Below are 22,798 nucleotides of genomic sequence, written 5' to 3'. Positions count from 1 at the left end.
TGTGACAGAAACACCAGTGTGTCGCATTTTGCGGCGCAGGTCACGCGATCTTCGTACACTGCTCTGGACACCGGGGAGTCGGGGCCCCGACCCATGCTCGATCCGAAGGACTTCGCACGTGAACCGCTATGCCGTAACCACTTTGCTAGCCGTTGCGGCCATTCTGCCCGCCGCGCCCGCCGCGTCTGCGGAGATCGTTCTCACCGACGCCTCGCAGACCGCGACCACGCCCGGCACCACGACGACCACCCCGGGCACCACCACGCCGGGCACGACCACCACGCCGGGCACGACTACCGACCCGACCGCGGACAGCAACCCGATCGAGTCGGATGTCAATTTCGGGTCCTCCGCCATCAAGCTCGGCGGCGCGACCGGTTCGGCGACCACGGGTTCCTCGAAGAGCGGCTGCACCGTCGCCGGCAGCGCGGCGGCGCTCGCGGGCTACGCGGGACTGGGCTGCGGCAACCTCAATGGCGGCGGCGGCATCGGGCCGGGGACCATCGGCTGACCCCCACCCCCGAGATCGAGCGCGTCCCAAGGGGCATCGGCGAACACGCTGATGCCCCTTCGGCGCGTCCGCGACCAGCGGCGGGCGTCGGGGATCAGCGGTTGTCGTCGGCGTTGCCGGCCTTCCACTGCTCCCACGGAATGTTCCAGTCGCCCAGCCCGTCCAGACCGGACAGCGTGCCGCCGACGGTGTTCTTGACGATGGTGATGTCGCCGCGCTTGACGTTGTCGTACACCCACTTGGCGTCGGCCGGGCTCAGATTCAGGCAGCCGTGGCTGGTGTTGACCGAGCCCTGTGCGCCCACCGACCACGGGGCCGAGTGGAAGAAGATGCCGGAGTAGGAGATCCGCGTCGCCCAGTCGATCGGGGTGCGATACCCGGCCGGCGAGTTCACCGGGACGCCGTAGGTGGAGGAATCCATGATGATCTTGTCGAACTTGTCGCCGACGATGTAGACGCCGTTGTCGGTGGGCGTGGAGTTCTTGCCCATCGAGGTCGGCATGGTCTTGATCACCTCGCCGTTGCGCTCGACGGTCACCATCTTGGTGTCGTCGTCGGCGCTGAAGACGGTGGCGTCGCCGACGGTGAAGCTGGAGTGGATGTCGCTGTCGCCGACCAGGCCGTTGCCGAGATCCCGGCCGTAGGCGTTCACCGCGATGTCGACCTTGGTGCCCGGGGCCCAGAAGTTCTGCGGCCGCCAGCGCACCTCGCGATTGTTGACCCAGTAGAAGGCGCCCTCCACCGCGGGCGTGGTAGTGATCTTGATCGCCGCCTGGGCGGCCCTGCGATCCGGAATGTTCTCGTCGAACTGCACGGCCACCGGCTGGCCGATACCGACCACGTCGTCCTCCGCCGGCAACAGGTACGGGTGGGTGCGGTTATTGGGCGAGATAGTGGTGAAACTCATAGTCGTATTGGTCGCGCCGCCAAGGCCGATCGCGTCGACGCTCAACTTGTAGGTGCGCCCGAATCCCAGCTGCTCGGTCAGCCGCCACGAACGGCCGTCCGCCGCCAGCTCGCCGGGTACCGGCTTGCCGTCCGGACCGGTGAGCGCCACGGTCGCGAGCTGGCCGTCCTCCACCTTCAATGTCAGCTCCCCCGGTGACACCCCTTTGTCGCCGTCCTTCACCGGTGAGATCAGCTTCGGCTTCATGAGCTCGCCGATGGGATTGGAATCGATTGCCACCGTCGAGGATTGACCCTTACCCCCCGACGAGCACCCGACCAGCGCCAACGTCAGCACGGACACCACCACCCCGACACCCAGCAGCCGTCGCCGCCCCCGACCTTCACTCATCGCAACCCCGCTTCACGTCTCGGTGCACAACCGGCCACCGCACTACTCCCGGCCCCGACCACGCCTGTTCGATCACCACGCCCACCCCATCCGACCGAGACCCCCGCCCTGGCAGTCACAACCACCCCGGCTTCCAACCAAGCGTCCCGCCCACAGGGGCTTCGTCCGAAACATCCGTGATCACCCCCGCCGCGTTAACAACTCCCCAACCCTCCACAAACCCGCAGCTCAGGCGCCCGATTTCACTTTCCGCACTCCGCCCTGTTAATGTTCTTCTCGCACCGCAGAGCGGCCCAAGCGAAAGCCCAAGCCCCCTGGGGAGTAACACGCGCCATTAGCTCAATTGGCAGAGCAGCTGACTCTTAATCAGCGGGTTCGGGGTTCGAGTCCCTGATGGCGCACCACGAAAGGCCCCTTCCAACAGCAGCAATGCTGAACGGGAGGGGCTTTTCTCGTTGGCACTGCACATTACGCCACACACCAACCGCTCCGATCAGATGCTGTTGCGTCGAGCGCGCACCACCACGGCCGGGCCCGCTGATCAAATCCAGCGAAGACGACCGCTGCCGCCGAGCGGGCTGGTTGCGTGCGTTGGATCGGCACGCGCAGCCACTGCTGCCCCTACGATCCCCGCAGTGTTCTGCAACGCGGCGGCCACCACCGGCGTGCGGTTCTTCAGCAACGGAATCCATTTGTCGCCCTTGCGGCTGACCCCGCCACCAGCGATGAACAGGTCGGGCGACATCGCGTTTTCGATGGCGACCAGCACCTTCGTCACCTCCGGGGCCCACCGCTTGTAGCTCCAGGCGTGCCTTTCCTTGACCGACACGGCGCCCCGACGCTCGGCCTCCATTCCGCCGACCTCGATGTGACCGAATTCAGTGTTGGGCAACAACACCCCGTCATGGATCACCGCTGAACCGATGCCGGTGCCGAACGTCAGCAGCACAATGACGCCGTCCTTGTCCTTGCCGGCACCGAACTGGACTTCGGCCAATCCCGCCGCGTCGGCGTCATTGAGCAAGGTCACCGGCTGTCCGCCGAGTTCGGCGCTGATCATCTCTTGGGCGTTCACTCCGATCCAAGACTTGTCGAGGTGCGCGGCAGTACGGACTACGCCGCCACTGACCACGCCCGGATAGGTGACACCAAGCGGCGCGTCCCACTGGAAGTGCTTCACCACCTCGCGGATCGTATCGGCGAGAGCCTCCGGAGTAGCCCGCCGCGGGGTCGGGAGTCTGAAGCGGTCGCCGATCAGCCGCCCGGTGCCGAGATCGACGACGCCACCCTTCACGCCGCTACCGCCCACGTCGATGCCGAAGCCCCAGCGATGCGGCCCCTGGCTCGGCGTTTCGGTGACCGAAGCAGTGGTATCGGTCATGGACACTCCAGTACGTGGCGGCGGCGGCCCGGGGTCGGCTCGCCCCACAGATTCCGGGCTGGTCGTTACTGTGGGTTTCATCGAGTCCCCTGGTCACGAATCGGATATCGAGGCAGAGATTTCGGGAGGCTGCCCGTATTCCAACAAAAGGGCGCAAAGAGTTCATTCACAACGGCACTGCCCGCTTCGGGCACCCCGCTGAACGGACACGGCGCATGTCAGGGACATACCCCCAATATTGATGGTGCACATAACATCAAGCTTCTATTCTCTCTCCCGGACCGATATTCCTGCTACCTGCAAAAGCGGGCGACCCCGGCATAGGTGCGTGCGCACCCTTCTGCATGCTGCTGTGCTGGTAGGCGTGCACGGTGGCCTCGATGGTCTCGGGATCGAGATCGGCGGTGAGGCGCGTAAAGCCGACTGGCTGTGCCCCTGTCATGCTTGCGGTATGGCGGCAGGGGCGGTCGAAATGTTCGAGCGGCATCGGGCACGATTGCTCGGTCTGGCGTATCGAATGCTCGGTTCGGCGGCTGACGCCGAAGACATTCCGATGGCCTGCCACGGAATCGCCGCGATAGAGGAGCAGTCGTGGACACGCCTGTGAACTCTGCCGATGTCATCGTGGTGGGTGGTGGCCCCACCGGCATGACGGCCGCCGGTGATCTCGCTCGCGCCGGACGGTCGGTGACCGTGCTGGAGCGATGGCCGCAGATCAACCCGGCCAGCCGGGCATTCGCGACCATGGCTCGCACCCTGGAGATCCTCGACGCCCGCGGTCTGGCCGAGGATCTACTCGCACAGGGCAGCACCACACCGGCGGTGAACCTGTTCGCGGGCGCGAAGGTCGATCTGACTCGTCTGCCCTCGCGGTACCGCTGCGGGCTGATCACGCCGCAGACCAATGTCGACCAGGCCCTGGCCCGCTATGCCGAAGCACAGGGAGCGGATATCCACCGCGGTGTCGAGGTCGTCGGCCTGGTGCAGGATCGCGACCGTGTCACGGTGACGACCCAGCACAAGGACGCACCGGTGGACACCGAGACAACCCGTTGGCGCGCACCGTATCTGGTGGCCGCCGACGGTGCCCACAGCACCATCCGAACCCTGCTCGGGGTGGAATTCGCGGGCAAGTCGGTGTTGTCCTCGGTGGTGCTGGCCGATGTGCTCCTCACCAATGGACCAGCCGGTGTGGCTTTGACGCTCGGCGACACTCACGACGGCTTCGGATTCCTCGTCCCCTACGGCGACGGTTCCGGCTCCCGCTGGTACCGGTCGATGACCTGGGATCGCCGCAACCAGCTGCCGGACTCCGAGCCGGTGGACGAGCACGAGGTGGAGGACGTGCTCACGCGGGCGATGGGACGTGATGTCGGCGTAGCCGAGATCAGCTGGTGTTCCCGCTTCCACTGCGATGAGCGCCAGATCCACGAATACCGTTCCGGACGTGTGTTTTTCGCAGGCGACGCCGCACACGTGCACTCCCCGATGGGCGGGCAGGGCATGAACACCGGCATCCAGGATGCCGCCAATCTCGCTTGGAAACTGGACGCCGTCCTCGGCGGCGCGAACGACGCGGTGCTCGACACCTACCACGCCGAACGCCACCCTATCGGCCGCCGTGTCCTGCGGCAAAGCGGTGCGATGATGCGCGCGGTCACGGTGAAACCGCGCGTCGCGCGCTGGATGCGGGACCGCATCGCCCCGAAAGTGCTTGGCTTCGGCCCGATCTCGGACGCGATCGCGGGCAGCTTCGCCGGAGTTACCCTGCGCTACCCGTCCGGCCGCGGCCAGTCTCCGTTGGTCGGAACCCGCGCCACGGAGACTCCCCTGCGGGGAGACCGGCTCACCGTGCTACAGCGCACACCCGGCTTCGTCCTCATCCGGGAACGCGGCGCCGCCCCCGTCGCAACGAATCTCATCCAAGCCGAACGTACCGACACCGGCCCCGCCCTGCTGGTGCGTCCCGATGGCTACATCGCCTGGGCCGGACGCACCGCCGCCGACCACGGCTGGCGCGACACCCTAGCCTTCTGGACCCAGAAGAGTTGAGCCCCAACCCCGTCGAAAGGCGGCTTCGCGGCCGACAGGCAGGCCCTGCATAGTCAGGGTGCCAACGCCGACAAGCGGTTCTTCCTGACCTCACCAGGGTGAGCGCGGTCATGCTCGGACGTGCTGCCAGTCCTCGAGGCGGAGGTGGCGGCGGTCGCGGCGGAGGGTCCAGGTGCCGCCCGGGTAGGTGAGGGTGTTGGTGCCTTCGGGGTCTACGAAGTAGCTGGTGCAACCGCCGGTGGACCAGATTCGGGTGCTGAGGAGAGTGCGGGCTCGCGATACCCAGGCGCGTTCGGCGGATTGTGCAGGGGTGTAGCGGGGGACGGCGTGGGTGTGCATGTGGGTGATGGTGCGCGCTATGAGGCGGGCGGTGGGTTCGATGGCCAGGAATTGGGAGGTGTGGGGCAGGGCGGTGTTGGGGCCGGTGACGGCGAAGAGGTTGGGGAGGCCGGCGAAGGCTATGCCGCGGTAGGCCGTGAAGCCGTCCTCGGTGAATTTCTTTCGAGTGGACGTGGTTTCGGTGCGGAAGTCGGGGAAGCGGGCGATGGAGTCCTGGACGTGGAAGCCGGTGGCCCACACGATAGCGTCGACTTCGTGGTGGGCGCCGTCGGCGGTGCGCAGGCCGGTGGGGGTGATCTCGATGATCTTTTCGGTGACGAGGTCGACGGTGGGCCGGGCGAAGGCGGCATAGTACTCGTCGGACACCATCGGGCGCTTGCAGCCGAAGCGGTAGTCGGGGACCAGCTTTCGGCGAACCTCGGGATCGGGAACCTGATGCCGCAAGGCGGCCAGGCAGATTCGCTCGTAGAGTCGCACCAGGCGGGGATGGAACTCGGCGAAGTGCAGCGCCTCCAGGAAGGCGAAGACGAAGCCGCGGGCGGCGAGCCGCAGCGGTGGGATGTGGCGGAACAGGCTCCGGACCGCCGGCGGGATGGGGCGATCGCCGCGGGGCAGCACCCAGGCGGCGGTGCGCTGGAAGGACACCACCCCGCCGGCGGTGCGCGCCAGGGCGGGCACGATCTGCACGGCGCTCGCGCCCGCACCGACCACGGCGATCCGCTTGCCGGCCGGCTCGAAGTCTCGATCCCAGGCGCTCGAATGCATTTGCGGGCCGGTGAATTCGGTGCGGCCCGGGATGTCGGGGATGGCGGCGGTGTGCAGTGAGAAGTACCCCATGACGACGGCACGCGCCCGCACCGTCCGGCCGTCGCTCAGCCGGATCACCCATTCCGCGCCGGCTTCGTCGAAATCCGCGTCGGCCACTTCGCTGTTCAGCTGAACATGCCGTCGCAGGTCGAAGCGATCCACCACCGACTCGGTGTATGCGCGCAGCTCGGGCTGGGGCGCGTAGAGGCGCGTCCACTCCGTATTCGGTGCGAACGAATACGAATACAGCACCGAGGGCACATCGACCGCGCATCCGGGATAGACATTGTCCCGCCAGGTGCCACCGATGGCGTCGGCCCGCTCGAGCATGACGAAGTCGTCCATGCCGAGGCGGCGGAGATTGATCGCCACAGCCAGACCGCTGAATCCGGTGCCGATGATGGCGACGTCGTAACGGTCGGGGCCGGAGGGGGACTCGGACATGCGGGCACCTCGGTTCGTGAATGAGAAGTAGTGATGGGCGGCGAATCGTCAGGCGGAGACGGCCGCGACTTCGGCGGGCGCGGCGCTGCTTTCGCGCAGCCCGAATCGGGTGTGCAAGCGGCGCAGTGATCGCGGAGCCCACCAGGTCCAGCGTCCGCCCAGGCGCAGCATCGCCGGGAGCAGGAATCCGCGCACCACGGTGGCGTCGGCCAGCACCGCAAGCGGCAGCCCGATGCCGAAGGCCTTCATGAAGGTGATGTCGGAGGCGAGAAAGCCCAGGAACACGATGGAAATGAGGACCGCGGCCGCGGTGACGATGCGGCCGATCCGCTCCAGCCCGATCGCGACCGACGCCGTTGCGTCCCCGGTGTTCTCGTACTCCTCACGGATGCGGGCCAGCAGGAAGACCTGATAGTCCATGGCCAGCCCGAAGGCGACGGCGAACAGCATGACCGGCACCACCGCCGACAGGTCGCCGGTGGGGGTGAACCCGAGCAGCCCGGACAGCCTGCCCTCTTGGAAGATCCACACCAGTGCGCCGAAGGTGGCGGTCAGGCTCAGCGCGCTCAGGATCAGCGCCAGCACCGGTACCAGCACGCTGCCGGTCAGCAGGAACAGCAGCAGCGCCATGGCGATCACCACAAAGCCGAGCGCGAAGGGCGCTCGCGCGGTCAGGGCGTGGATGGCGTCCATATTGGCCGCGTCCACCCCGCCGACCAGCGCCCGCGACGGTGCAGGGGTGGCGCGGACGGCGCGGATGACGGCGTCCACCGTCCGCGGGTCCGTGGTGGTGGGCACCACGGAAAGGTAAGCGGCATCGCCGGTTTCGAACCGGTAGTGGGCGGTGGTGGCGGGTATCGCGAGCGCGCCCCTGATGTAGCTGCCCGTCGCGGTATCCACGCGTGCGACATCGTCGAGCGATGACAGCGCCACGGCGTACTCGGCGACCCTGGTCTTGCTGTCCGGCAGCACCACGAACAGTCCGCTGAGTTCGGCCGCATCGAAATCGCGCTGTACCGTCTCGGCCACCTGCCGCGCGGACGACCCCGCCGGCATGGACCGATAGTCGGGAAAACCGGGGTGGAAGCGCAGGAACGGCAGCCCCAGGGCGAGCAGCAACGCCACCGTGACGGTCGCGACCGGAATCGGCCGCCGCATGACCATTGTCGCGAGCCGGTGCCAGAAGCCCTGGTCCAGCGCGCGGGAGTCGCTGCCGGACACCCGTTTCCGGCCGATCCGGAACCTGTCGATGCGATCGCCCGTCACCAGCAGAATCGCCGGCAAGACCGTCAGCGAGACCACGGCGGCGGTGAGCGCCACCGCGATCCCGGCATACCCGATCGACCGCACCGCCAGCAGCGGGAAGATCAGCATGGACGACAGCGCGACGGCCACGGTCAGCGCGGAGAAGGCCACGGTCCGCCCCGCGGACCCCATGGTCGTGATCAGCGCCGCGCGCGGATCGGCGGCCGTGGCGAGCTCCTCGCGATACCGATTGACGATCAGCAGGCTGTAGTCGATCGCCAGGCCCAGCCCGAGCAGTGAGGCCACATTGGTGGCGGTGGAGGACAATTCGGTGAACTCGGCCAGCAGCCAGAGCACACCCATGGTGAGCATGGTGGTGACGGTTCCGGTGATGAGCGGTAGCGCCGCGCCCACCACGGTCCCGAAGACCACGAGCAGCGCGATCAGGGTCAGCGGAAACGCCACGGCCTCACCGGCGGCCACGTCCTTCTGCCCCTGCTGCACGGTTTCGTGCATCATCATGGCGTACCCGCCGACCCGGACTTCGATCCCGTCGTGCGTACCGCCGAATTCCGGTGCCAGATCGGCGATCCGGTGGTCGATCCGCATTTCATCGCCCATGATCGTCGCGACGATGAGGCCCTGACGGCCGGTCTTGTCGCGCAGCGCGGGCAAGTGCCCCGAGGTCCAGTACGACATCACCCCGGAGACATCGGACTCGGCCTGCAGACGCCGCACAAGTTCCGTTGCGGCATGCGTGGATTCGGCGTCATCGATGGTCCGGCCGGCGTCCACGAGCAACACCAGGTTCGGCGCGCCCTGGCCGAAGTGGTCCCGCAGCGCATCGGCGGCGGTGCTGGATTCCGCACTCGGGTCGAAGTATCCGCCACCCTGCAGCTTGCCGAACAGCGTGGTGCTCGCCAGTCCGGCGAGCACCGCCAGCACCCCGGCGACGACCAGCACCGCACGATGCCTGCGCACTACGAATCGCACCACGGTCAGCGCGCCTCGGCCCGCATGAGCAGCTTCTCCGGATGCACCAGCGCGCCGATCACGGTCTCCCGCACCGGGATACCCGGCACCGGCCGCAGCCGCCAGCGGGCGCAGATGGTCGCCACCTGCAGGGCGATCTCGGTGAGCGCGAACACGTTTCCGGGGCACTGCCGGGCGCCCATGCCGAACGGGATGTGCGCGCCCTTGGACATGTCCGCCATCCGCTCGGGCAGCCACCGGTCCGGATCGAAACGCTGCGGATCGGGATGCACGACGGGATCTCGATGCACTGCCACGGGACAGACGAAAAGCATACTGCCACCGGGGATTTCGATACCTCCGAGCGTATACGGGGTGGGCACGTGCCGGACCGTCAGCCACGGCGAATACTTGCGCAGCGTCTCGAGCACAATGCGCTTGGTGATCTCGAGCTCGGCCAGGTCGCCGAACTCCGCGGCCCGCGTGTCACCCTCCGTGCGCAACACGGCGTCCACCTCGGCGTGCAACGCGGCCTCCACCTCGGGATTCTGCCCGAGCTCGTGGAACACCCAGGCCAGCGTCGCCCCGATGGCCTCGGTGCCGCCGACCAGGAAGTTGATCAGCTCGTCGTGCACCTGGGAGTCGGTGAGCGCATCCCCGGATTCGTCGCGGGCCTTGAGCAGCGTGTCGAGCAGATCACCGTGATCGAGGTCCGGATCCGCGGCGAGTTCGGCGCGGTACGCGGCGATGATGGTGCCGGTGGCCGCCTTCATCTCCACCACCAGGCGGTCGAACCGGCGATTGCCGGGCAGCGGCAGCCGGTCGATCCAGGCGGGCCGGGTGACGCGCCGGGAGAGCAGGGTCATGACCGGCGGCAGCAGGCGGTGGATGTGTTCGGCTGTCTCGGAACCGAGTTCGCCGGTGAACAGCGATCCGGCCACGGTGCGCAGCGCCAGGTCGTGCATCTGCTCGTTGACCGCGAGGAAATCACCGTTGCGCCAGGACGCGGCGCGCTCCGCCCCGAGCCGTGTCATGACCGCCGCGTAGCGCGCGATCCGGGACTTCGCGAAGGCGGGTGCGATCATGCGCCGTTCGCGCCGATGCCGCTGGCCCTGGAGCACGGTCACGCCCTCACCGAGCAGCGCCTCGGCGCGTTCGATCATCAGCCCCTGGTCCGACAGCGCCACGAACGCCTCGCGGACCAGCTCGGGATCGGTGACGACATAGGTGTCGTAGCCGGGAATCCGCACGCGGACAACCGGTCCCACCGACGAGAGCGTGGACAGGAATCGGTAGGGCCGGCGGCCGAACCGCGGCCAGTGGCCGAGCAGCGGGACCGCGCCGGGCGCGGTGGGTGCCGCGCGATGCGCGATCGGCGTAACGGTGGCGGTGGATGTCATCGCGAAGGTGCTCCAAATCTGGCGGGCCGGATCGCGCGACGACGCGCGGACTCTTGGTGATTGCGGGCGATGGCCCGACTGTCGATTGCCGGAAGGGTGCCGGTTTCGGCCAGCGTAACCAGGAATTCCATGCCGTCGCAACCGGACTTTCGTCTTTGTCTCCGGAGCCAAAATCCGTTGTAGCTATTGGTTTTCCGGGAGCAGTGGCATTCGATATGACACCGCCTCCGGGTGATGTCTGTCGCTCTCGGGGCCGAGTTTCCTTGACACCGTATGGCGCTCGTCTCTAGCGTCCGGGGAATCCGAACCGAGCCACTGTTCGCCTCGTTCGATTCACATGGACGGCCCACTCGCCGGTTCCATCCATCCCATTACGATCGGGAGTCACGATTGTGAGTGCCGCGCGCCTCGGTGCGCTGGGAGCCGCTCTCCCCCAGCGCGAATACACCACCGACGAAGTACTGGCCCGTATGTCGAGCGGCGGGCAATTCGAAGTCGAGCGGATCACCGGAATCCGCACCCGGCGCATGGTCGACCGGTCCGCGGGCGAGGACAGCCTCTCCCTCGGCGCACGCGCCGCGCAGGACTGCCTGGCGCGCTCGCGGTACGAGGCCACCGACCTCGATGTGATCATCAGCGCCGGCACCACCGTGCACGACGGGTTCCACATGGTGTTCGAGCCCGCCGCCGCCCACGAGATCGCCCGCCGGATCGGCGCGGACCATGCCATGGGCTACGACGTCGTCAATGCCTGCGGTGGCACCATGACCGCGATCTATTTGCTGGAGAACATGATTCGCGCCGGTCTGGTGCGCACCGGCATGGTGGTGACGGCGGAGATCATCTCCCCGGTCACCGAGGGCGCACTCGCCGAGGCGAAGGACGCGCGCGATCTGCAGTTCCCGGCGCTCACCCTGGCCGACGCCGCCGTCGCGGTGATCGTGGACCGTGCCGAGGACGAACACGACCGCATCCACTACGTGGACATGATCACCTGCGCCGAGTTCTCGCCGCTGTGTATCGCCAAGCCCAGCGACGCCTCCGAGAACATGATCATGCTGACCGACAATATGACCATGCAGGCGGCCCCACGCCGGGAAACCTGGGCGAAACTGCACCGCGATCGGCTCGTCAAGCGCGGCACCACCTTCGCCGACGAGAAGTTCGATTTCATCGTCTTCCATCAACTCGGGGTGGCCTTCACCGAGAAGCTGGCCGAATCCGGCGCCAAGATCCACGAGGCGGAAATGCCGCCGCGGCTGGCGACCGTGCACAAATACGCGAATACCGGCGCCAGCACGCATTTCCTCGCGATATACGACTACATATCGCGGGGCGAAATACCGAAGGGTTCCAAGATCTGCGTGGTGCCGACCGCCTCCGGAATGATCTTCGGCGTCATGTCGGCCACTCTCGATTCTCTGGTGGGATGAGCATGTCTGTTGTCATCGAACAATCCGCGATCAGCGCCGCCCCGGCCACCGCGGGATCCATCGACCATGCCGTGGCCGCGGGCCGGGAATGCCTGGAGCGGGCCGGAATCGAGCCCGGCGATATCGACGTGCTGGTCAATGTCGGCGTCTATCGGGACGGCAATGTGGTCGAGCCCGCGAACTCCGCGCTCATCCAGCTCGGGCTGCGCATGCACCTGGACTACGAGGCTGGATCGGGCCGCTCCACCTTCTCGTTCGACCTGCGCAATGGCGCGTGCGGGGTGCTGAACGCCGTGCACGCGGCGACCGCGCTGCTGGCCAATGGCACCGCGCAACGGGTGCTGGTCGTCGGCAGTGATGCGCACCCGGGCGGAATCGCCCACCGGCCGGACGACTTCCGGTACGCGACCGTCGGCTCGGCCTGGCTGCTGAGCAAGGGGGTGGATCGGGAGACGGGTTTCGGCCCGCTACGTATTTCCCCGGTGCGCGACCGGGCGGCGGGCGCGAATCCGGGCGTCGCCGGATATCTGGACCTGAAGGCCATGGGAAATGCTGGACAGCAGACGATTACGGTCGAGGTCGCGCCGGACTACGACACGGTGATCACCGCGACGGCGGCCGACACGCTGCGCGGCTACCTGGCCGATCAGCCCGAAATCGACACGGGCAATACCGTTCTGGTCACCAATAACCCGGTGCCCGGACTCGCGAGCGGCCTCGCGGAGGAATTCGGATTCGCCCGCGGCTACCAGGCGATGACCGGCGACCGCGACGCCGGAAGCTCGGGCCTGGCCATCGCCTACCACCAACTTCGGGAGCAGGGCGCGCTGACGCCGGGCGCCGAGCTGGTATTCCTGGCGGCGGGTTCGGGTCCGATGGCCGGGTGCGTGAGCTACCGAGTGGAAGGGGCCGCGTGAATCCCGTACTCGACGATCCGGATCTGCTGCTGGCGCGCCAGATCGAGAAGTACGCCGATTTGCCCGCCGTCAGCTATCGGACCCGGCCTCCGGGCGGCGCGGGCGGCGTCGGCGTCGGCGCCGCCTTCGACGCGCTGACCTTCGCCGACCTCGGCGAGCGGATCGACGCCTACGCGCGGTCCTTCGCCGAGATCGGAATCACCGAGGGCGTCAAGACGATTGTGATGGTCCGGCCCGACCCGGATCTGTTCGCGGTGATCTTCGCGCTGTTCCGGGTGGGCGCGGTGCCGGTGGTAGTGGACCCGGGCATGGGCGTGAATCGCATGCTGCACTGCTTCCGCAGTGTCGGTGCACAGGCGTTCATCGGCGTCCCGGAGGCCCACCTGATCCGGATCGCCGCGCGTCGCACCTTCCGCTCGGTGCGCGTGCACGTCACGGCGGGCGCTCGCTCCTATTGGGGCGGTTACACACTGGCTCAGCTGGCCGAGCGCGGCCGCGCGGGCGAGCCGGTCGCGGTCGCCCACGCGCCCGGGGATCTGCTGATGATCGCGTTCACCACCGGCAGCACGGGCCCCGCCAAGGGGGTGGAGTTCACCCGCGCGGGCTTCGCCGCCTCGCTGCGGGTGGTCACCGATCTGCACGATCGCGCGGACGGTTTCGTCTCACTGGCGACGGTGCCGCTGTTCGGGCTGTTCGATCTGATGCAGGGCGCGCACGTGGTGCTCGGGCCGGTGGATCCGGTGAAGGTGTCGCAGGCCGATCCCGCGCTGCTGGTCGAGGTGGCCCGCGCCTTCCGGATCACCGATCTGACCGCCTCGCCCGCCCTGCTGGGCCCCCTCGGCGCCTATCTGGACCGGACCGGAATCGAGCTGCCCAGCCTCACCACGGTCATTTCGATGGGTGCGCCCGCGAACCTGGAGGCGCTGGTCGCGGTGCGCAACGCGCTCGGGCCGCGGGCCCGGGTCTTCACCACCTACGGTGCGACCGAGGCGCTTCCGCTGACCACCCTGGAGTGGTCGGAGCTCGAAACGCTGCGGGAGCGGACCCGGGACGGGGCCGGCACCTGCGTGGGACGGGCACTGCCGGAGTCCGACAGTGATACCCGAGTGCGGATCATTCGCATCACCGATGATGAAATACCGTTCTGGACAGACGATTTGGAGGTCGCGCCGGGCGAAATCGGCGAGATCGTCGCCGCCGGACCGCAGGTCAGTCAGCGCTACCACGGCAACCCGGCCGCCGATGCGCGCGCCAAGATCGACGAACGGCTACCCGACGGCACGCTGCGCCGCTGGCACCGCATCGGCGACCTCGCCTGGCGGGACACCGACGACCGACTGTGGTTCTGCGGCCGCATCTCCCAGCGGGTACGCACCGGCGCCGGGGATCTGTTCACCGTGCAGTGCGAACAGATCCTCAATACCCACCCGGATGTCCAGCGCACTGCGCTGGTCGGCGTCGGCCGGGCCGGCGCGCAGGTGCCGGTGCTCTGCTACGAGCGGCGTGCGGGCGTCGATCGCGGCGCAGGCCCCCGTATCGAGCGGGAATTGCGGCGACTGGCCGAGTCCCACGAGATCACCGCGCCGATCCGCACCTTCCTGCGGCACGACGGCTTCCCGGTCGACATCCGGCACAACGCCAAGATCGGCCGCGAGGTGCTGTCGGAGTGGGCCGGCGCCCGCCTCGGCTACGACAGTGAAGGAAAACAGCGATGAAAGTCCTCGTCACCGGCGGCACCGGATTCCTCGGCAGCCACATCGTCGACCAGGCCCTGGCCGCGGGCGACCAGGTGCGCGTACTCGCCCGCCCCACCGCCGATCTCGGCTATCTGCGCTCGCTGACCGAGGTCGAGATCGTGCACGGCGACCTCGGCGACCCGGAGTCGCTCACCGCCGCCTGCAAGGGCGTGGACGTGGTGCACCACAGCGCCGGCCGGGTGGCCGAGACCGGCCACCGCGACCAGTTCTGGGAGGCCAATGTCGAGGGCACCCGGCGGCTCATGGATGCCGCGCGGCGCGCCGGCACGGGCCGTTTCGTCTTCGTCAGCAGCCCGAGTGTGGCCACCGAATACGATCGCGAGCGGTTCGGCATCGACGAGTCCGAACCCTATGTGCGCAACCCGAAGAGCTACTACGTCGAGACCAAGGCGATTGCCGAGCGTGAGGTGCTGGCGGCGAACGGGCCCGACTTCACCACCTGCGCGCTGCGTCCCCGGATGATCTGGGGGCCGCGCTCGGGCGGCTGGATGACGCTGCTGCTGAACAAGATTCGCTCCGGCCGCCTACCCGATCTGTCGGGCGGCAAGCCGGTGCTGGTGTCGATCACCTACTGCGAGCATGCCGCGCGCGCGTGCGTACAGGCGTCGCGGTCCGACGCGGTGGCCGGGAAGCCCTATTTCCTGGCCGACGCCGAGGATGTCGACCTGTGGGGCTTCGCCCGCGATCTGGCGAGGGCCTTCGACCTGACACCGCCGACCCGGACCATTCCGAAACCGGTGCTGGACGGCATCATCGCAGTCTTCGACACCGTCTGGAAGATCCCCGGGCTGCAGTCGCGCGTCGCACCCCCGCTTTCCAGCTGGACGGTCGCGGCGCTCACGGTGTCGAGCACCTACGACACCGGCGCGGCCCGGCGCGATTTCGGCTATGCCCCCACGATTTCCCTGCGCGACGGGCTGGATCGCTATGTGGCGTGGGCGGAATCGATCGGCGGACTGTCCGCGCTTCCGTCCTGATTCACTCTGCCGTCCTGATTCCCCCACCGTCCTGGTCTGCTCACCAGAACACCGCAACGCTCCCGGTCCGGAATGGACCGGGAGCGTTGTCGTTTCGTCTCACCCCGCAGACGGCAGGGCGCGCTCCTCCGCGGGCAACAGCAGCGCGGTCAGCTCGTCGAGAGCGGCGTCCAAACCGTCGGTCAGGTACTCCATCGCCGGCAGCTTGTCGGCCGCACCCAGCACGCCGAAGTGCAGCGCGTCGAGGTAGCCCACACAGGTGACATTGAACGGGTTGCCGTGCATGAGCAGCGAGATCGGGTACAGCGACTCCAGCCGGGCGCCGTTCCAGTACAACGGAGTTCGCGGTCCGGGAACATTGGAGATGCCCATCGGATGCGAGGCCGGAGTGTTGGTGCGGCCCCAGGTCAGTCCCATGATCCACGGCAGGGTGACGGCCAGGCCGTAGCCGATGACCGTATTGGCCGGGAGGCCCGCCATCTCCTGCTTCGCGGCGCGGATGGCCGCGCGGACCGCAGCCAGGCGCTCGGCAGGGTCGGCGATATCGGTACCCAGCGCGGTGAACATCATGCCCGCGCGGGTACCCACCCGGTCGTCGTCGCCTTCCCGCAGGTCCACGGGGACTCCGGCGGTGAGCGGGCGTGCGGGGAGCTCCGCATGTTCGGTCAGGTAGTCGCGCAAGGCCGTGCCGACCAGATACAGCACGATGTCGTTGATCGTGCAGTCGGCGGCCTTGGCCAGCCGCTTGAACCGGCCCAGGTCATAGCGGCGCAGGGACAGGTCCCGGCGGCCGGTGATCGGCCCGTCGAAGATGGACGCCGGCTGCTGGTAGGCCCGCTGCGCCGGGGTCCGGCCGCGGGCGCGGCGCAGGGCGTCACGGCCCGCCGTGCCGATGCCGCGCACCAGTTCGAGCACGCCCCGCAGCGTCGCGAGCAGGGTCCGCAACCGACTCGCGGACGGAACCGGCTGCGGCGCATTCGGATTCACGCGGCCGACGGTGAACAGATTCGGTGTGTCCCGATCGGCCGGATCCGTCGAGAAGGTGTCGGTGAACAGCCGCATCAGCGACGCGCCGTCGAACAGGCTGTGATGCACCTTGAGAATGAGGGCGAAGCGGTCCGGTGCCAGACCCTCGACCAGGTGAATCTCCCACTGCGGCCGGGTCGCATCGAGTTGTTCGCGGTGGATGCGGGCGGCCAGCTCAACGAGTTCGCGGCGGTCACCGGGCCGGTTCAGCTGCCAGGTCCGGATGTGGTCGGCCGGATCGACCTCGGCGGCCTCGCGCATGAGGGCCACCAGGCGGGTCAGCGGACCGCCGACCGGCACCAGATTCCACGGCTGCGGCACCGCGATCGGCGCGACGACCTGTGCGCGCCAGCGCCGGACGAAGCGGGCCGCATCCCCGTCCGGGACGGTGAACTCCAGCAGGAATGCGACATGCATGGGCATATCGGGTGATTCGAGGGACAGCCAGACGCCGTCGGTGGCCGACAGCCGCTTGATCGCCATGCGCGATCCTTTCGTGCTCGGGAGTCAGTGGGCCGACCGGGGTGTGATATCCAGCCGCATTCCGGTCGGGATGACGGCGAAATGGAAACGGTCCCTCGGTGGTTCGCTGTTCGCCGGCAGCGCGATGTCGAAGTTGCGGCACACCATGCCGGTGACGCTCTTGACCTCCAGCATGGCCAGGCCGCGGCCCGGGCAGAAGCGGGGGCCGGAGCCGAACGGGGTGGAGGCGTCGGGCCGGTGATTGCCGGGGCCCTCGTTCAGCCAGCGATCGGGATCGAAAGTGTGTGGCTCGCTGAAGTTCTCCGCCTGCAGGCCGGCGTGCTGGACATTGACGATGACCCAGGTTCCAGCCGGGATGCGCACCCCGGCGATGGTCCGGTCGACGATCGCTTCCATGCCGATGAGAGGCGTGGTGGGCTGCAGCCGCATGGATTCGGCCGCGACCGCCTCCAGGTAGGGCTGCCGGTCCAGCACCGACGGGATCTCGGCGATCTCCTCCCGAATCCGCTGCTGCACTTCGGGTTTCCCGGCCAGGTGATAGAGCAGCCAGGCCATGGCATTGCTGGTGGTGTCCTGGCCCGCGATGAGGATCGTGAGCGCCTCCGCAAACAGCTCGTCATCGGTGAACGAGCCGCGGCCGTCCTGCGCCAGCAGCAACGCCTCGATGAAATTCGTGGGCCGCTCGGGGAGATTCGCGCGGGCACGGGCGATGACGGTGGTGAGATCCTGCCGCAGGGCCGCCAATGCGCGCTCGAGGGCCCGATCATCGGGTAGCTTCACATAGCGCCAGTACGGGAACGGCGTGGCGAGCCGGCGATTCAGGATGGGGAAGATCAGCTCCAAATGGCGCTGAATGACGTCGCCGGATTCTTCGATGGTGTTGATGTCGTAGTCGAAGGTCAGTTTCGCGGTGACATCGACCGTGTAGCGGGTCAATTCGGCGCGCACATCCTCCGGGGACCGGCGTTCCCAGCGCCGGCGCAGGCGTTCGGTAATGGTCTCCAGGGTGGGTTGGAAGCCGCGCAGGTGAGTCGCGTTGAAGGCGGGCATGGCCAGCTTGCGCCGCCGCCGCCATGCCTCGCCCTCCAGGGAGAACAGGCCGTTGGAGCCCATGTCGTCCATGACCGACTCGATGGCGGACTGCCGCCGGAAGCCGCCGGGGCGGTCCCGCAGGATCTCCCGATTGAGTTCGGGATCGCTCACCACCACGATGCGCCGACCGGGCATGCTGACCCGGTACAACGCCCCGTATTCGTCGCTCCAGGAATCGAATTGGCGATGCAGCAGGGAGGGTGTCAATTGCGGGAGATTGCCGACCAGTGGCCATCCTCTGGGCCCCGGTAGATCGTCCACTGACACCATTCGAGAAGTCGAGAGGGACACTACAGGAGCTTAACCGCGAATTGGCTCGAATGCGAAAGATGAAGAACTGCTTTGCATTCGGAGACAAGAAATGCGGTGCAATTTGGTCTCGCGAAACTAATTGACTGAAATCGAGTGAAAGTGACCGCACCTTGCCAAGCAACCGTTCGGTGTCATGCCGACCAGGGATGATGCTGTGCCGATTGGTATTTCGCACACACTCCTTGGTGCTCGAGTCTGTTCTTGGTGACAATCGGCAGATGCTCGCCCTCGTTCCCCCACTGGGTGATGACTCGCCCGTCCTGGCCCGCCTGCTGCCGCGGCTCCCGGAGATTGCCGCCGGTATCTTCGAAGCCGCACTGGGCGCGGTGCCCGGCCTCGAGAATCTGCCCGAGGACCACTTCGCCGATGTCATGCCCAGCTTGCTGGCCGGGACGGTGGCGTTCATCCGGGCCATCGAGGAGCGGCGCGTGATCACCGCCGAAGAGGTCGCGGAGTACGTCGTCCCGGTGGTGGAGCGGCACGCCGAGGACCGAATCCCCGTGCGCCAGCTCATGACCGGCCTGTTCGGCGGTGCCCGCTATGTCTGGGACGAGGTCGCCGCGACCGCGGAGCCGCACGAGTTGCCCGATATCGTGGCGATCGGCCAGCGGGTGCTCGAGGCGCTCATGCACATCACCATCACCATCTCCGAGGTGCACTCCGACGTCGAGCAGTCCATCTACACGGTCGAACGCGAGGCGCGCCGCGCCCTGTGCTCGGCCCTGCTGCGTGGCGCGCCGGTCGAGGAACTGGCGGCCCGCGCCGACATGGCGCTGGCGGACCGCTACGACGTCCTCACCTTCCACCTGCGCCCCGACCCGCTGGTCCTGGTGGCCGACACCATGGTCACCCGCCGGCGGATCCGGCAGTTCCAGCAGGCACTCGACGCACTGCTCGGGACGACGGTCCTCAATACCTTCGACGGATCGAACGGAATCGCCCTGCTGCCCAGCAGATCTCGTCCGGTCCCCGAGATCGGCACAGGCCCCTTCGAACGCCTGGCGGCGAGCCTCGCCGAACAGTTCGGCGTCGACGTCTTCCTCGCCGAATGTCGGAGCATCGACCGTGCCGACCTGCCCGGTGCGGCGCGGCAGACCACCGATCTGGCCGAACTCGCCCGCCTGCTCGGCCGCCCCACCGGCGCCTATCGCCTCGACGATCTACTGCTCGAATACCAGCTGACCCGCCCCGGCCCCGCCCGGGACCGCCTGGCCGAACGCATCGCCCCGATCCTGCGCCACCCCCACCTCTTCGAAACCCTCGACGCCCACATCCGGCACGGCTCCGCCGACCGCAAGGCCGCCGCCGCGGTGGTTCACGTCCACCCCAACACCTTCAGCTACCGCCTCCGCCGTGTCGCCGAACTGACCGGCCTGGATCCCAGCGACCCCAACGATTCCCGGCTGCTCGCCGCCGCCCTCACCATCCACCACCTCTACCCGGCCCCCGCCGTTCCGGATCCCGGCGACGGAGCGGCCATGTGACGAAATGCGCGCACCGGCTAGCGTTTGAAGCCGACGCCGCCGGCGATGCAGTGCCGCACGGCATTCAGAGGGGCGAGGCGGGGGCCGTCGGGCCACCAGTCGTCGCAGAGCACCAGGCCCGGGTCGATCATCTGCAGGTCACCGAACAGGGCCTGGATCTGGGCGCGGGTGCGGAAGCGACCGGAGCCCATCGGGCTGTGGACGAACTTCTCCTCCATCTTGCGGGCCAGATCGCTGTACTCGGCGGCCTCCGGATCATAGAAATGGGCGATCGCGACATAGGAACCCGAGGGCAGTGCGTCGATATAGGTGCGCATGAGGGCGGCGGCATCGTCGGACGGATAGTGGTGCAGCGTCCCGATCTGGAACATCGCCAGCGGGCGGGTGAAGTCGAGTTCGTCGCGGACCTCGGGGTGTTTCAACACCTCGAACGGCCGGAAGATGTCGGCAGTGACGATGGAGGTGTTCGGACTGCCGACCAGCAGGGCGTGGGCGTGGGCCAGCACCATGGGGTCGTTGTCCACATAGACGACCCTCGAATCCGGCTTGACGCGCTGCACCACCTGATGGGTGTTCTCGGTGGTGGGCAGGCCCGAGCCCAGATCCAGATACTGGTCGATGCCCGCTTCCTTGGCCAGGAAGCGGCACACACGGATCAGGAAATCCCGGTTGGCCCAGGCTAATTCGGCGACGCCGGGGGCCACCGTGCGGACCTGATCCAATACCCGGCGATCGACCTCGAAATTGTCCTTGCCGTTCAGCGCCGCATCGTAGACGCGGGCGATACTGGCGCGCGTGGCGTCCACTCCGACCGGTATCGCGCTCGGGTAACCAGGTGCCGGCCCGGACATCCGCGCTCCCCTCGATGCATCCAACCCTCGACCTCGATCATCGTAGATCCGAGCTCACCGCCCTGACCCGGATCTGCTCGAATTACTCGTTGCCATCGACGATCACGGCAGCCCGGGCGCTGCGGCCCGGGCGGCGGGGAGGGGACGAGGGAGGCCCCGGCGCAGGCTATCAGAGCGTGGCTGCCATCTTCTGCGCGGTGGCCGCGTGCCCGTACTGATTCGGATGGAATTGCGCGCCTTCGCCATTGTCGACCGAGGTGCCGTTGACCCAGCGGTCCGGGATCGCCTCGCAGACATCGTGACCGTTGTAGATCTCGTAGGTGCTGAAGTACTCGGTGCCGGCCTGGGAACGCAGCATGGTGTTCAATCCGCCGACGACGGTGTCACGCGCCCAGTCGACATCGGCGGGCAGCACCGGCTGCCGCCCGGCGCACAGGGCCGCGTTGTCGGGCAGGATGTGCGGGTAACCGACCAGGACGACCCGCGCCTGCGGGGCTCGGGTCTTGATGTCGGACACCAGTTTCGCGACCTTGGCCGAGGCCTGCGACAGCCGGGTCGGCATCGAGGCGTCGTACTTGTTCTTGCACCCCAGCAGCGCCTCGGCACTACCGCTGGCGATTCCCGTTCCGAGATTTTGGAGTACGGCGCTGCCCGTCCCGGATCCTGTGCCCAGGGTTCCCGCCGTCACACAGTCCTTCACGATGTCGGTGAAGCCGATGTCGTTGCCGCCGACACCCAGGGTGACCAGATTGGTGTCGGCGGTGACGGCGGAGAGCTGGGTGCTGGTCACCGAGTCGGTCGTCGCGCCGCCACACGTGACATCGGTGAGGCTGTAACCGCGTGCCGCCGCGAACAGGTGGGCGTAGTTGCGATCGGAGCGTGAGCAGGTCTTGTCGAGGATGTTGGAGATCCCGACTCCCGCCGCGTACGAATCCCCCAGCGCCACATACTTCGTGCCGGCGTCGGCGGTAGCGGGGGCGATACTGACGAGGGTCCCGGCGGCGACGATCGCAACAGTGGACAGGAAGTACTTCAGATTCACGATAAAGGTCCTCGCGGTCGAGCTCGGGCGAATAGCCACAGACGGTACGAGATGACCTGGCAGCCAATAGATCAAGCGACCGAATCGTTATCCCCGGTTCAGCTTGTGCCGTAATGATGGCCACATCGGTCGGGTCCGATCGATTCCGCTCATTCCCAGGCGAAACGGGGCTGGTCCATATGGTCGACGCGGGTGGGGCGGCGGTGCATGGCGACCTCGCGGAACTGGTGGAGGATCGCGGCAGCGGGGGCGTGCAGGTGGCCGCCCAGCAGGGGTAGCTGGATGGTGGGGCGGTCGGAACCGGGGACCGGGGCGAAGCGAGGGGTGACATCGAGGTCGGACAGTGGAATCCAGTGCACCGCAGCCACTTCGGCGGGGTTGGGGGTGAGAGCCGATGCGTCGCCGACCCACGCGACCACGGGGGTCATCACATAGCCGGAACGGGTCGGGTAATCGTCGAGCAGCCCGAGCACCGCCGATCTGGGCAGAGCGATTCCCAATTCCTCGTGCAGCTCGCGCAACGCCGCCGTTTCCGAGTCCTCCCCCGGATCCAGCCTGCCACCGGGCAAGGCCAATTGCCCGGCGTGAGCCCGCAGCCCCGACGACCGCTCGGTCAGCCAAAATCCTTGTTCCCCACCGTGATCGACTATCGCGATCACGACCGCGGCGGGCTTGCGGCCGTCAGGATCGACGGCTCGACGAGGAAACGCACCCAACGCCTCGGTCATTTCCTGCCGTAACCGGTCCGCGGGCACATCGCTCCAGCGGTACCCGCTGCTGTCCTCGTCGACCGGCATCTGCCGAACCTAGATCGCCCCGCCGCCCATCGTCAACGCCCGTTCCCGGACTCGCGATCAGGTCTACGAGGCGATCGGCGATTCAGGAGCTCCGCGCGAACCGGGCTCAGCCGACCCTGACGATTTCGTGGACGGTCGCGAGCACCGGCCGACATCGCGATCGCCGACCCGGATTCCTG

The 22,798-nt window shown here is 67.7% G+C and carries 18 protein-coding genes and 1 tRNA gene; 9 read left to right on the top strand and 10 right to left on the bottom strand.

The genetic code is table 11. The features are described 5' to 3' along the window. Positions 1 to 118: 118 nt before the first annotated feature. Entirely contained in the window at positions 119 to 511 is a 393-nt protein-coding gene (locus ACFXIV_RS18735) for a hypothetical protein (RefSeq protein ID WP_379400879.1), read from the top strand. A 94-nt stretch (positions 512 to 605) separates the two neighbouring features. On the opposite strand, the gene ACFXIV_RS18730 is transcribed toward ACFXIV_RS18735, so the two are convergent. Beyond that, positions 606 to 1,808, bottom strand: coding sequence for an Ig-like domain-containing protein (locus tag ACFXIV_RS18730; protein WP_379400878.1), 1,203 nt, complete (start codon positions 1,806 to 1,808; stop codon positions 606 to 608). A gap of 328 nt (positions 1,809 to 2,136) precedes the next feature. Between ACFXIV_RS18730 and ACFXIV_RS18725 the strand changes: the two genes are divergently transcribed. Beyond that, a tRNA-Lys gene (locus ACFXIV_RS18725) sits at positions 2,137 to 2,212 on the top strand. 137 nt (positions 2,213 to 2,349) lie between these two features. Here ACFXIV_RS18725 and ppgK read toward each other — a convergent pair. Then, positions 2,350 to 3,189, bottom strand: coding sequence for a polyphosphate--glucose phosphotransferase (ppgK, locus tag ACFXIV_RS18720; protein ID WP_379400877.1), 840 nt, complete (start codon positions 3,187 to 3,189; stop codon positions 2,350 to 2,352). A 328-nt stretch (positions 3,190 to 3,517) separates the two neighbouring features. On the opposite strand from ppgK, the gene ACFXIV_RS18715 reads away from it, so the two are divergent. Together ACFXIV_RS18715 and ACFXIV_RS18710 are read left to right on the top strand one after the other, a co-directional pair. Further along, complete coding sequence (locus tag ACFXIV_RS18715; protein WP_379400876.1) at positions 3,518 to 3,796, top strand: hypothetical protein; 279 nt, start codon at positions 3,518 to 3,520, stop codon at positions 3,794 to 3,796. Beyond that, positions 3,781 to 5,241 (top strand): FAD-dependent oxidoreductase, encoded by a 1,461-nt coding sequence (locus ACFXIV_RS18710; protein WP_379400875.1) that lies wholly within the window; start codon positions 3,781 to 3,783, stop codon positions 5,239 to 5,241. The genes ACFXIV_RS18715 and ACFXIV_RS18710 overlap by 16 nt, the downstream gene beginning before the upstream one ends. Before the next feature lie 108 nt (positions 5,242 to 5,349). Here the strand turns inward: ACFXIV_RS18710 and ACFXIV_RS18705 are convergent, their stop codons facing one another. Genes ACFXIV_RS18705 through ACFXIV_RS18695 form a run of 3 tightly spaced genes read right to left on the bottom strand, consistent with a single transcriptional unit; the run spans position 5,350 to position 10,448 of the window. After that, the gene (locus ACFXIV_RS18705; protein ID WP_379400874.1) at positions 5,350 to 6,831 is read right to left on the bottom strand and encodes a flavin-containing monooxygenase; all 1,482 of its coding nucleotides are present in this window, start codon (positions 6,829 to 6,831) and stop codon (positions 5,350 to 5,352) included. A gap of 48 nt (positions 6,832 to 6,879) precedes the next feature. Continuing rightward, entirely contained in the window at positions 6,880 to 9,072 is a 2,193-nt protein-coding gene (locus ACFXIV_RS18700; protein WP_379400873.1) for an MMPL family transporter, read from the bottom strand. A gap of 2 nt (positions 9,073 to 9,074) precedes the next feature. Then, positions 9,075 to 10,448, bottom strand: a complete 1,374-nt coding sequence (locus ACFXIV_RS18695) for a cytochrome P450 (RefSeq protein WP_379400872.1) — start codon at positions 10,446 to 10,448, stop codon at positions 9,075 to 9,077. Between the two features lie 392 nt (positions 10,449 to 10,840). Here ACFXIV_RS18695 and ACFXIV_RS18690 point away from each other — a divergent pair, with 392 nt between their 5' ends. The 4 genes from ACFXIV_RS18690 to ACFXIV_RS18675 are packed head-to-tail and all read left to right on the top strand — an operon-like array spanning position 10,841 to position 15,532. Further along, positions 10,841 to 11,881, top strand: coding sequence for a 3-oxoacyl-[acyl-carrier-protein] synthase III C-terminal domain-containing protein (locus ACFXIV_RS18690; protein ID WP_354834250.1), 1,041 nt, complete (start codon positions 10,841 to 10,843; stop codon positions 11,879 to 11,881). Continuing rightward, positions 11,878 to 12,798, top strand: a complete 921-nt coding sequence (locus ACFXIV_RS18685) for a hypothetical protein (RefSeq protein ID WP_379400871.1) — start codon at positions 11,878 to 11,880, stop codon at positions 12,796 to 12,798. The genes ACFXIV_RS18690 and ACFXIV_RS18685 overlap by 4 nt, the downstream gene beginning before the upstream one ends. Continuing rightward, on the top strand, positions 12,795 to 14,513 hold the full coding sequence (locus tag ACFXIV_RS18680; RefSeq protein WP_379400870.1) for a fatty acid CoA ligase family protein: 1,719 nt from the start codon (positions 12,795 to 12,797) through the stop codon (positions 14,511 to 14,513). Before ACFXIV_RS18685 ends, ACFXIV_RS18680 begins: the two co-directional genes overlap by 4 nt. Beyond that, a complete protein-coding gene (locus ACFXIV_RS18675; RefSeq protein ID WP_379400869.1) occupies positions 14,510 to 15,532 on the top strand; it encodes an NAD-dependent epimerase/dehydratase family protein in 1,023 nt (340 codons plus the stop codon). The genes ACFXIV_RS18680 and ACFXIV_RS18675 overlap by 4 nt, the downstream gene beginning before the upstream one ends. Positions 15,533 to 15,631: 99 nt before the next feature. On the opposite strand, the gene ACFXIV_RS18670 is transcribed toward ACFXIV_RS18675, so the two are convergent. Beyond that, positions 15,632 to 17,041 (bottom strand): wax ester/triacylglycerol synthase family O-acyltransferase, encoded by a 1,410-nt coding sequence (locus ACFXIV_RS18670; protein WP_379400868.1) that lies wholly within the window; start codon positions 17,039 to 17,041, stop codon positions 15,632 to 15,634. 24 nt (positions 17,042 to 17,065) lie between these two features. Next, entirely contained in the window at positions 17,066 to 18,394 is a 1,329-nt protein-coding gene (locus tag ACFXIV_RS18665) for a cytochrome P450 (RefSeq protein ID WP_379400867.1), read from the bottom strand. 269 nt (positions 18,395 to 18,663) lie between these two features. Here ACFXIV_RS18665 and ACFXIV_RS18660 point away from each other — a divergent pair, with 269 nt between their 5' ends. Beyond that, a complete protein-coding gene (locus ACFXIV_RS18660) occupies positions 18,664 to 19,929 on the top strand; it encodes a PucR family transcriptional regulator (RefSeq protein WP_379400866.1) in 1,266 nt (421 codons plus the stop codon). Between the two features lie 17 nt (positions 19,930 to 19,946). Here the strand turns inward: ACFXIV_RS18660 and ACFXIV_RS18655 are convergent, their stop codons facing one another. From ACFXIV_RS18655 to ACFXIV_RS18645, 3 genes are all read right to left on the bottom strand, one after another. Continuing rightward, the gene (locus tag ACFXIV_RS18655) at positions 19,947 to 20,780 is read right to left on the bottom strand and encodes an SAM-dependent methyltransferase (protein ID WP_379400865.1); all 834 of its coding nucleotides are present in this window, start codon (positions 20,778 to 20,780) and stop codon (positions 19,947 to 19,949) included. A gap of 169 nt (positions 20,781 to 20,949) precedes the next feature. Next, the gene (locus tag ACFXIV_RS18650) at positions 20,950 to 21,822 is read right to left on the bottom strand and encodes an SGNH/GDSL hydrolase family protein (protein ID WP_379400864.1); all 873 of its coding nucleotides are present in this window, start codon (positions 21,820 to 21,822) and stop codon (positions 20,950 to 20,952) included. A 149-nt stretch (positions 21,823 to 21,971) separates the two neighbouring features. After that, positions 21,972 to 22,619, bottom strand: a complete 648-nt coding sequence (locus ACFXIV_RS18645) for an NUDIX hydrolase (protein WP_379400863.1) — start codon at positions 22,617 to 22,619, stop codon at positions 21,972 to 21,974. Positions 22,620 to 22,798 lie beyond the last annotated feature (179 nt).

Origin of the sequence: Nocardia sp. NPDC059236, from assembly GCF_042754085.1 — a bacterium.
In the GTDB taxonomy this organism is placed as follows: Bacteria; Actinomycetota; Actinomycetes; order Mycobacteriales; family Mycobacteriaceae; genus Nocardia.
Note: the sequence above shows the minus strand (reverse complement) of the source record. Positions and strands in the feature narration are given on the sequence as shown.

Coding starts and splice junctions, on each gene's coding strand:
- ACFXIV_RS18730 (WP_379400878.1), bottom strand. CDS start 1,808: ATGAGTGAAGGTCGGGGGCGGCGACGGCTGCTGGGTGTCGGGGTGGTG.
- ppgK (WP_379400877.1), bottom strand. CDS start 3,189: ATGACCGATACCACTGCTTCGGTCACCGAAACGCCGAGCCAGGGGCCG.
- ACFXIV_RS18705 (WP_379400874.1), bottom strand. CDS start 6,831: ATGTCCGAGTCCCCCTCCGGCCCCGACCGTTACGACGTCGCCATCATC.
- ACFXIV_RS18695 (WP_379400872.1), bottom strand. CDS start 10,448: ATGACATCCACCGCCACCGTTACGCCGATCGCGCATCGCGCGGCACCC.
- ACFXIV_RS18685 (WP_379400871.1), top strand. CDS start 11,878: ATGAGCATGTCTGTTGTCATCGAACAATCCGCGATCAGCGCCGCCCCG.
- ACFXIV_RS18675 (WP_379400869.1), top strand. CDS start 14,510: ATGAAAGTCCTCGTCACCGGCGGCACCGGATTCCTCGGCAGCCACATC.
- ACFXIV_RS18670 (WP_379400868.1), bottom strand. CDS start 17,041: ATGGCGATCAAGCGGCTGTCGGCCACCGACGGCGTCTGGCTGTCCCTC.
- ACFXIV_RS18660 (WP_379400866.1), top strand. CDS start 18,664: ATGCTCGCCCTCGTTCCCCCACTGGGTGATGACTCGCCCGTCCTGGCC.
- ACFXIV_RS18655 (WP_379400865.1), bottom strand. CDS start 20,780: ATGTCCGGGCCGGCACCTGGTTACCCGAGCGCGATACCGGTCGGAGTG.
- ACFXIV_RS18645 (WP_379400863.1), bottom strand. CDS start 22,619: ATGCCGGTCGACGAGGACAGCAGCGGGTACCGCTGGAGCGATGTGCCC.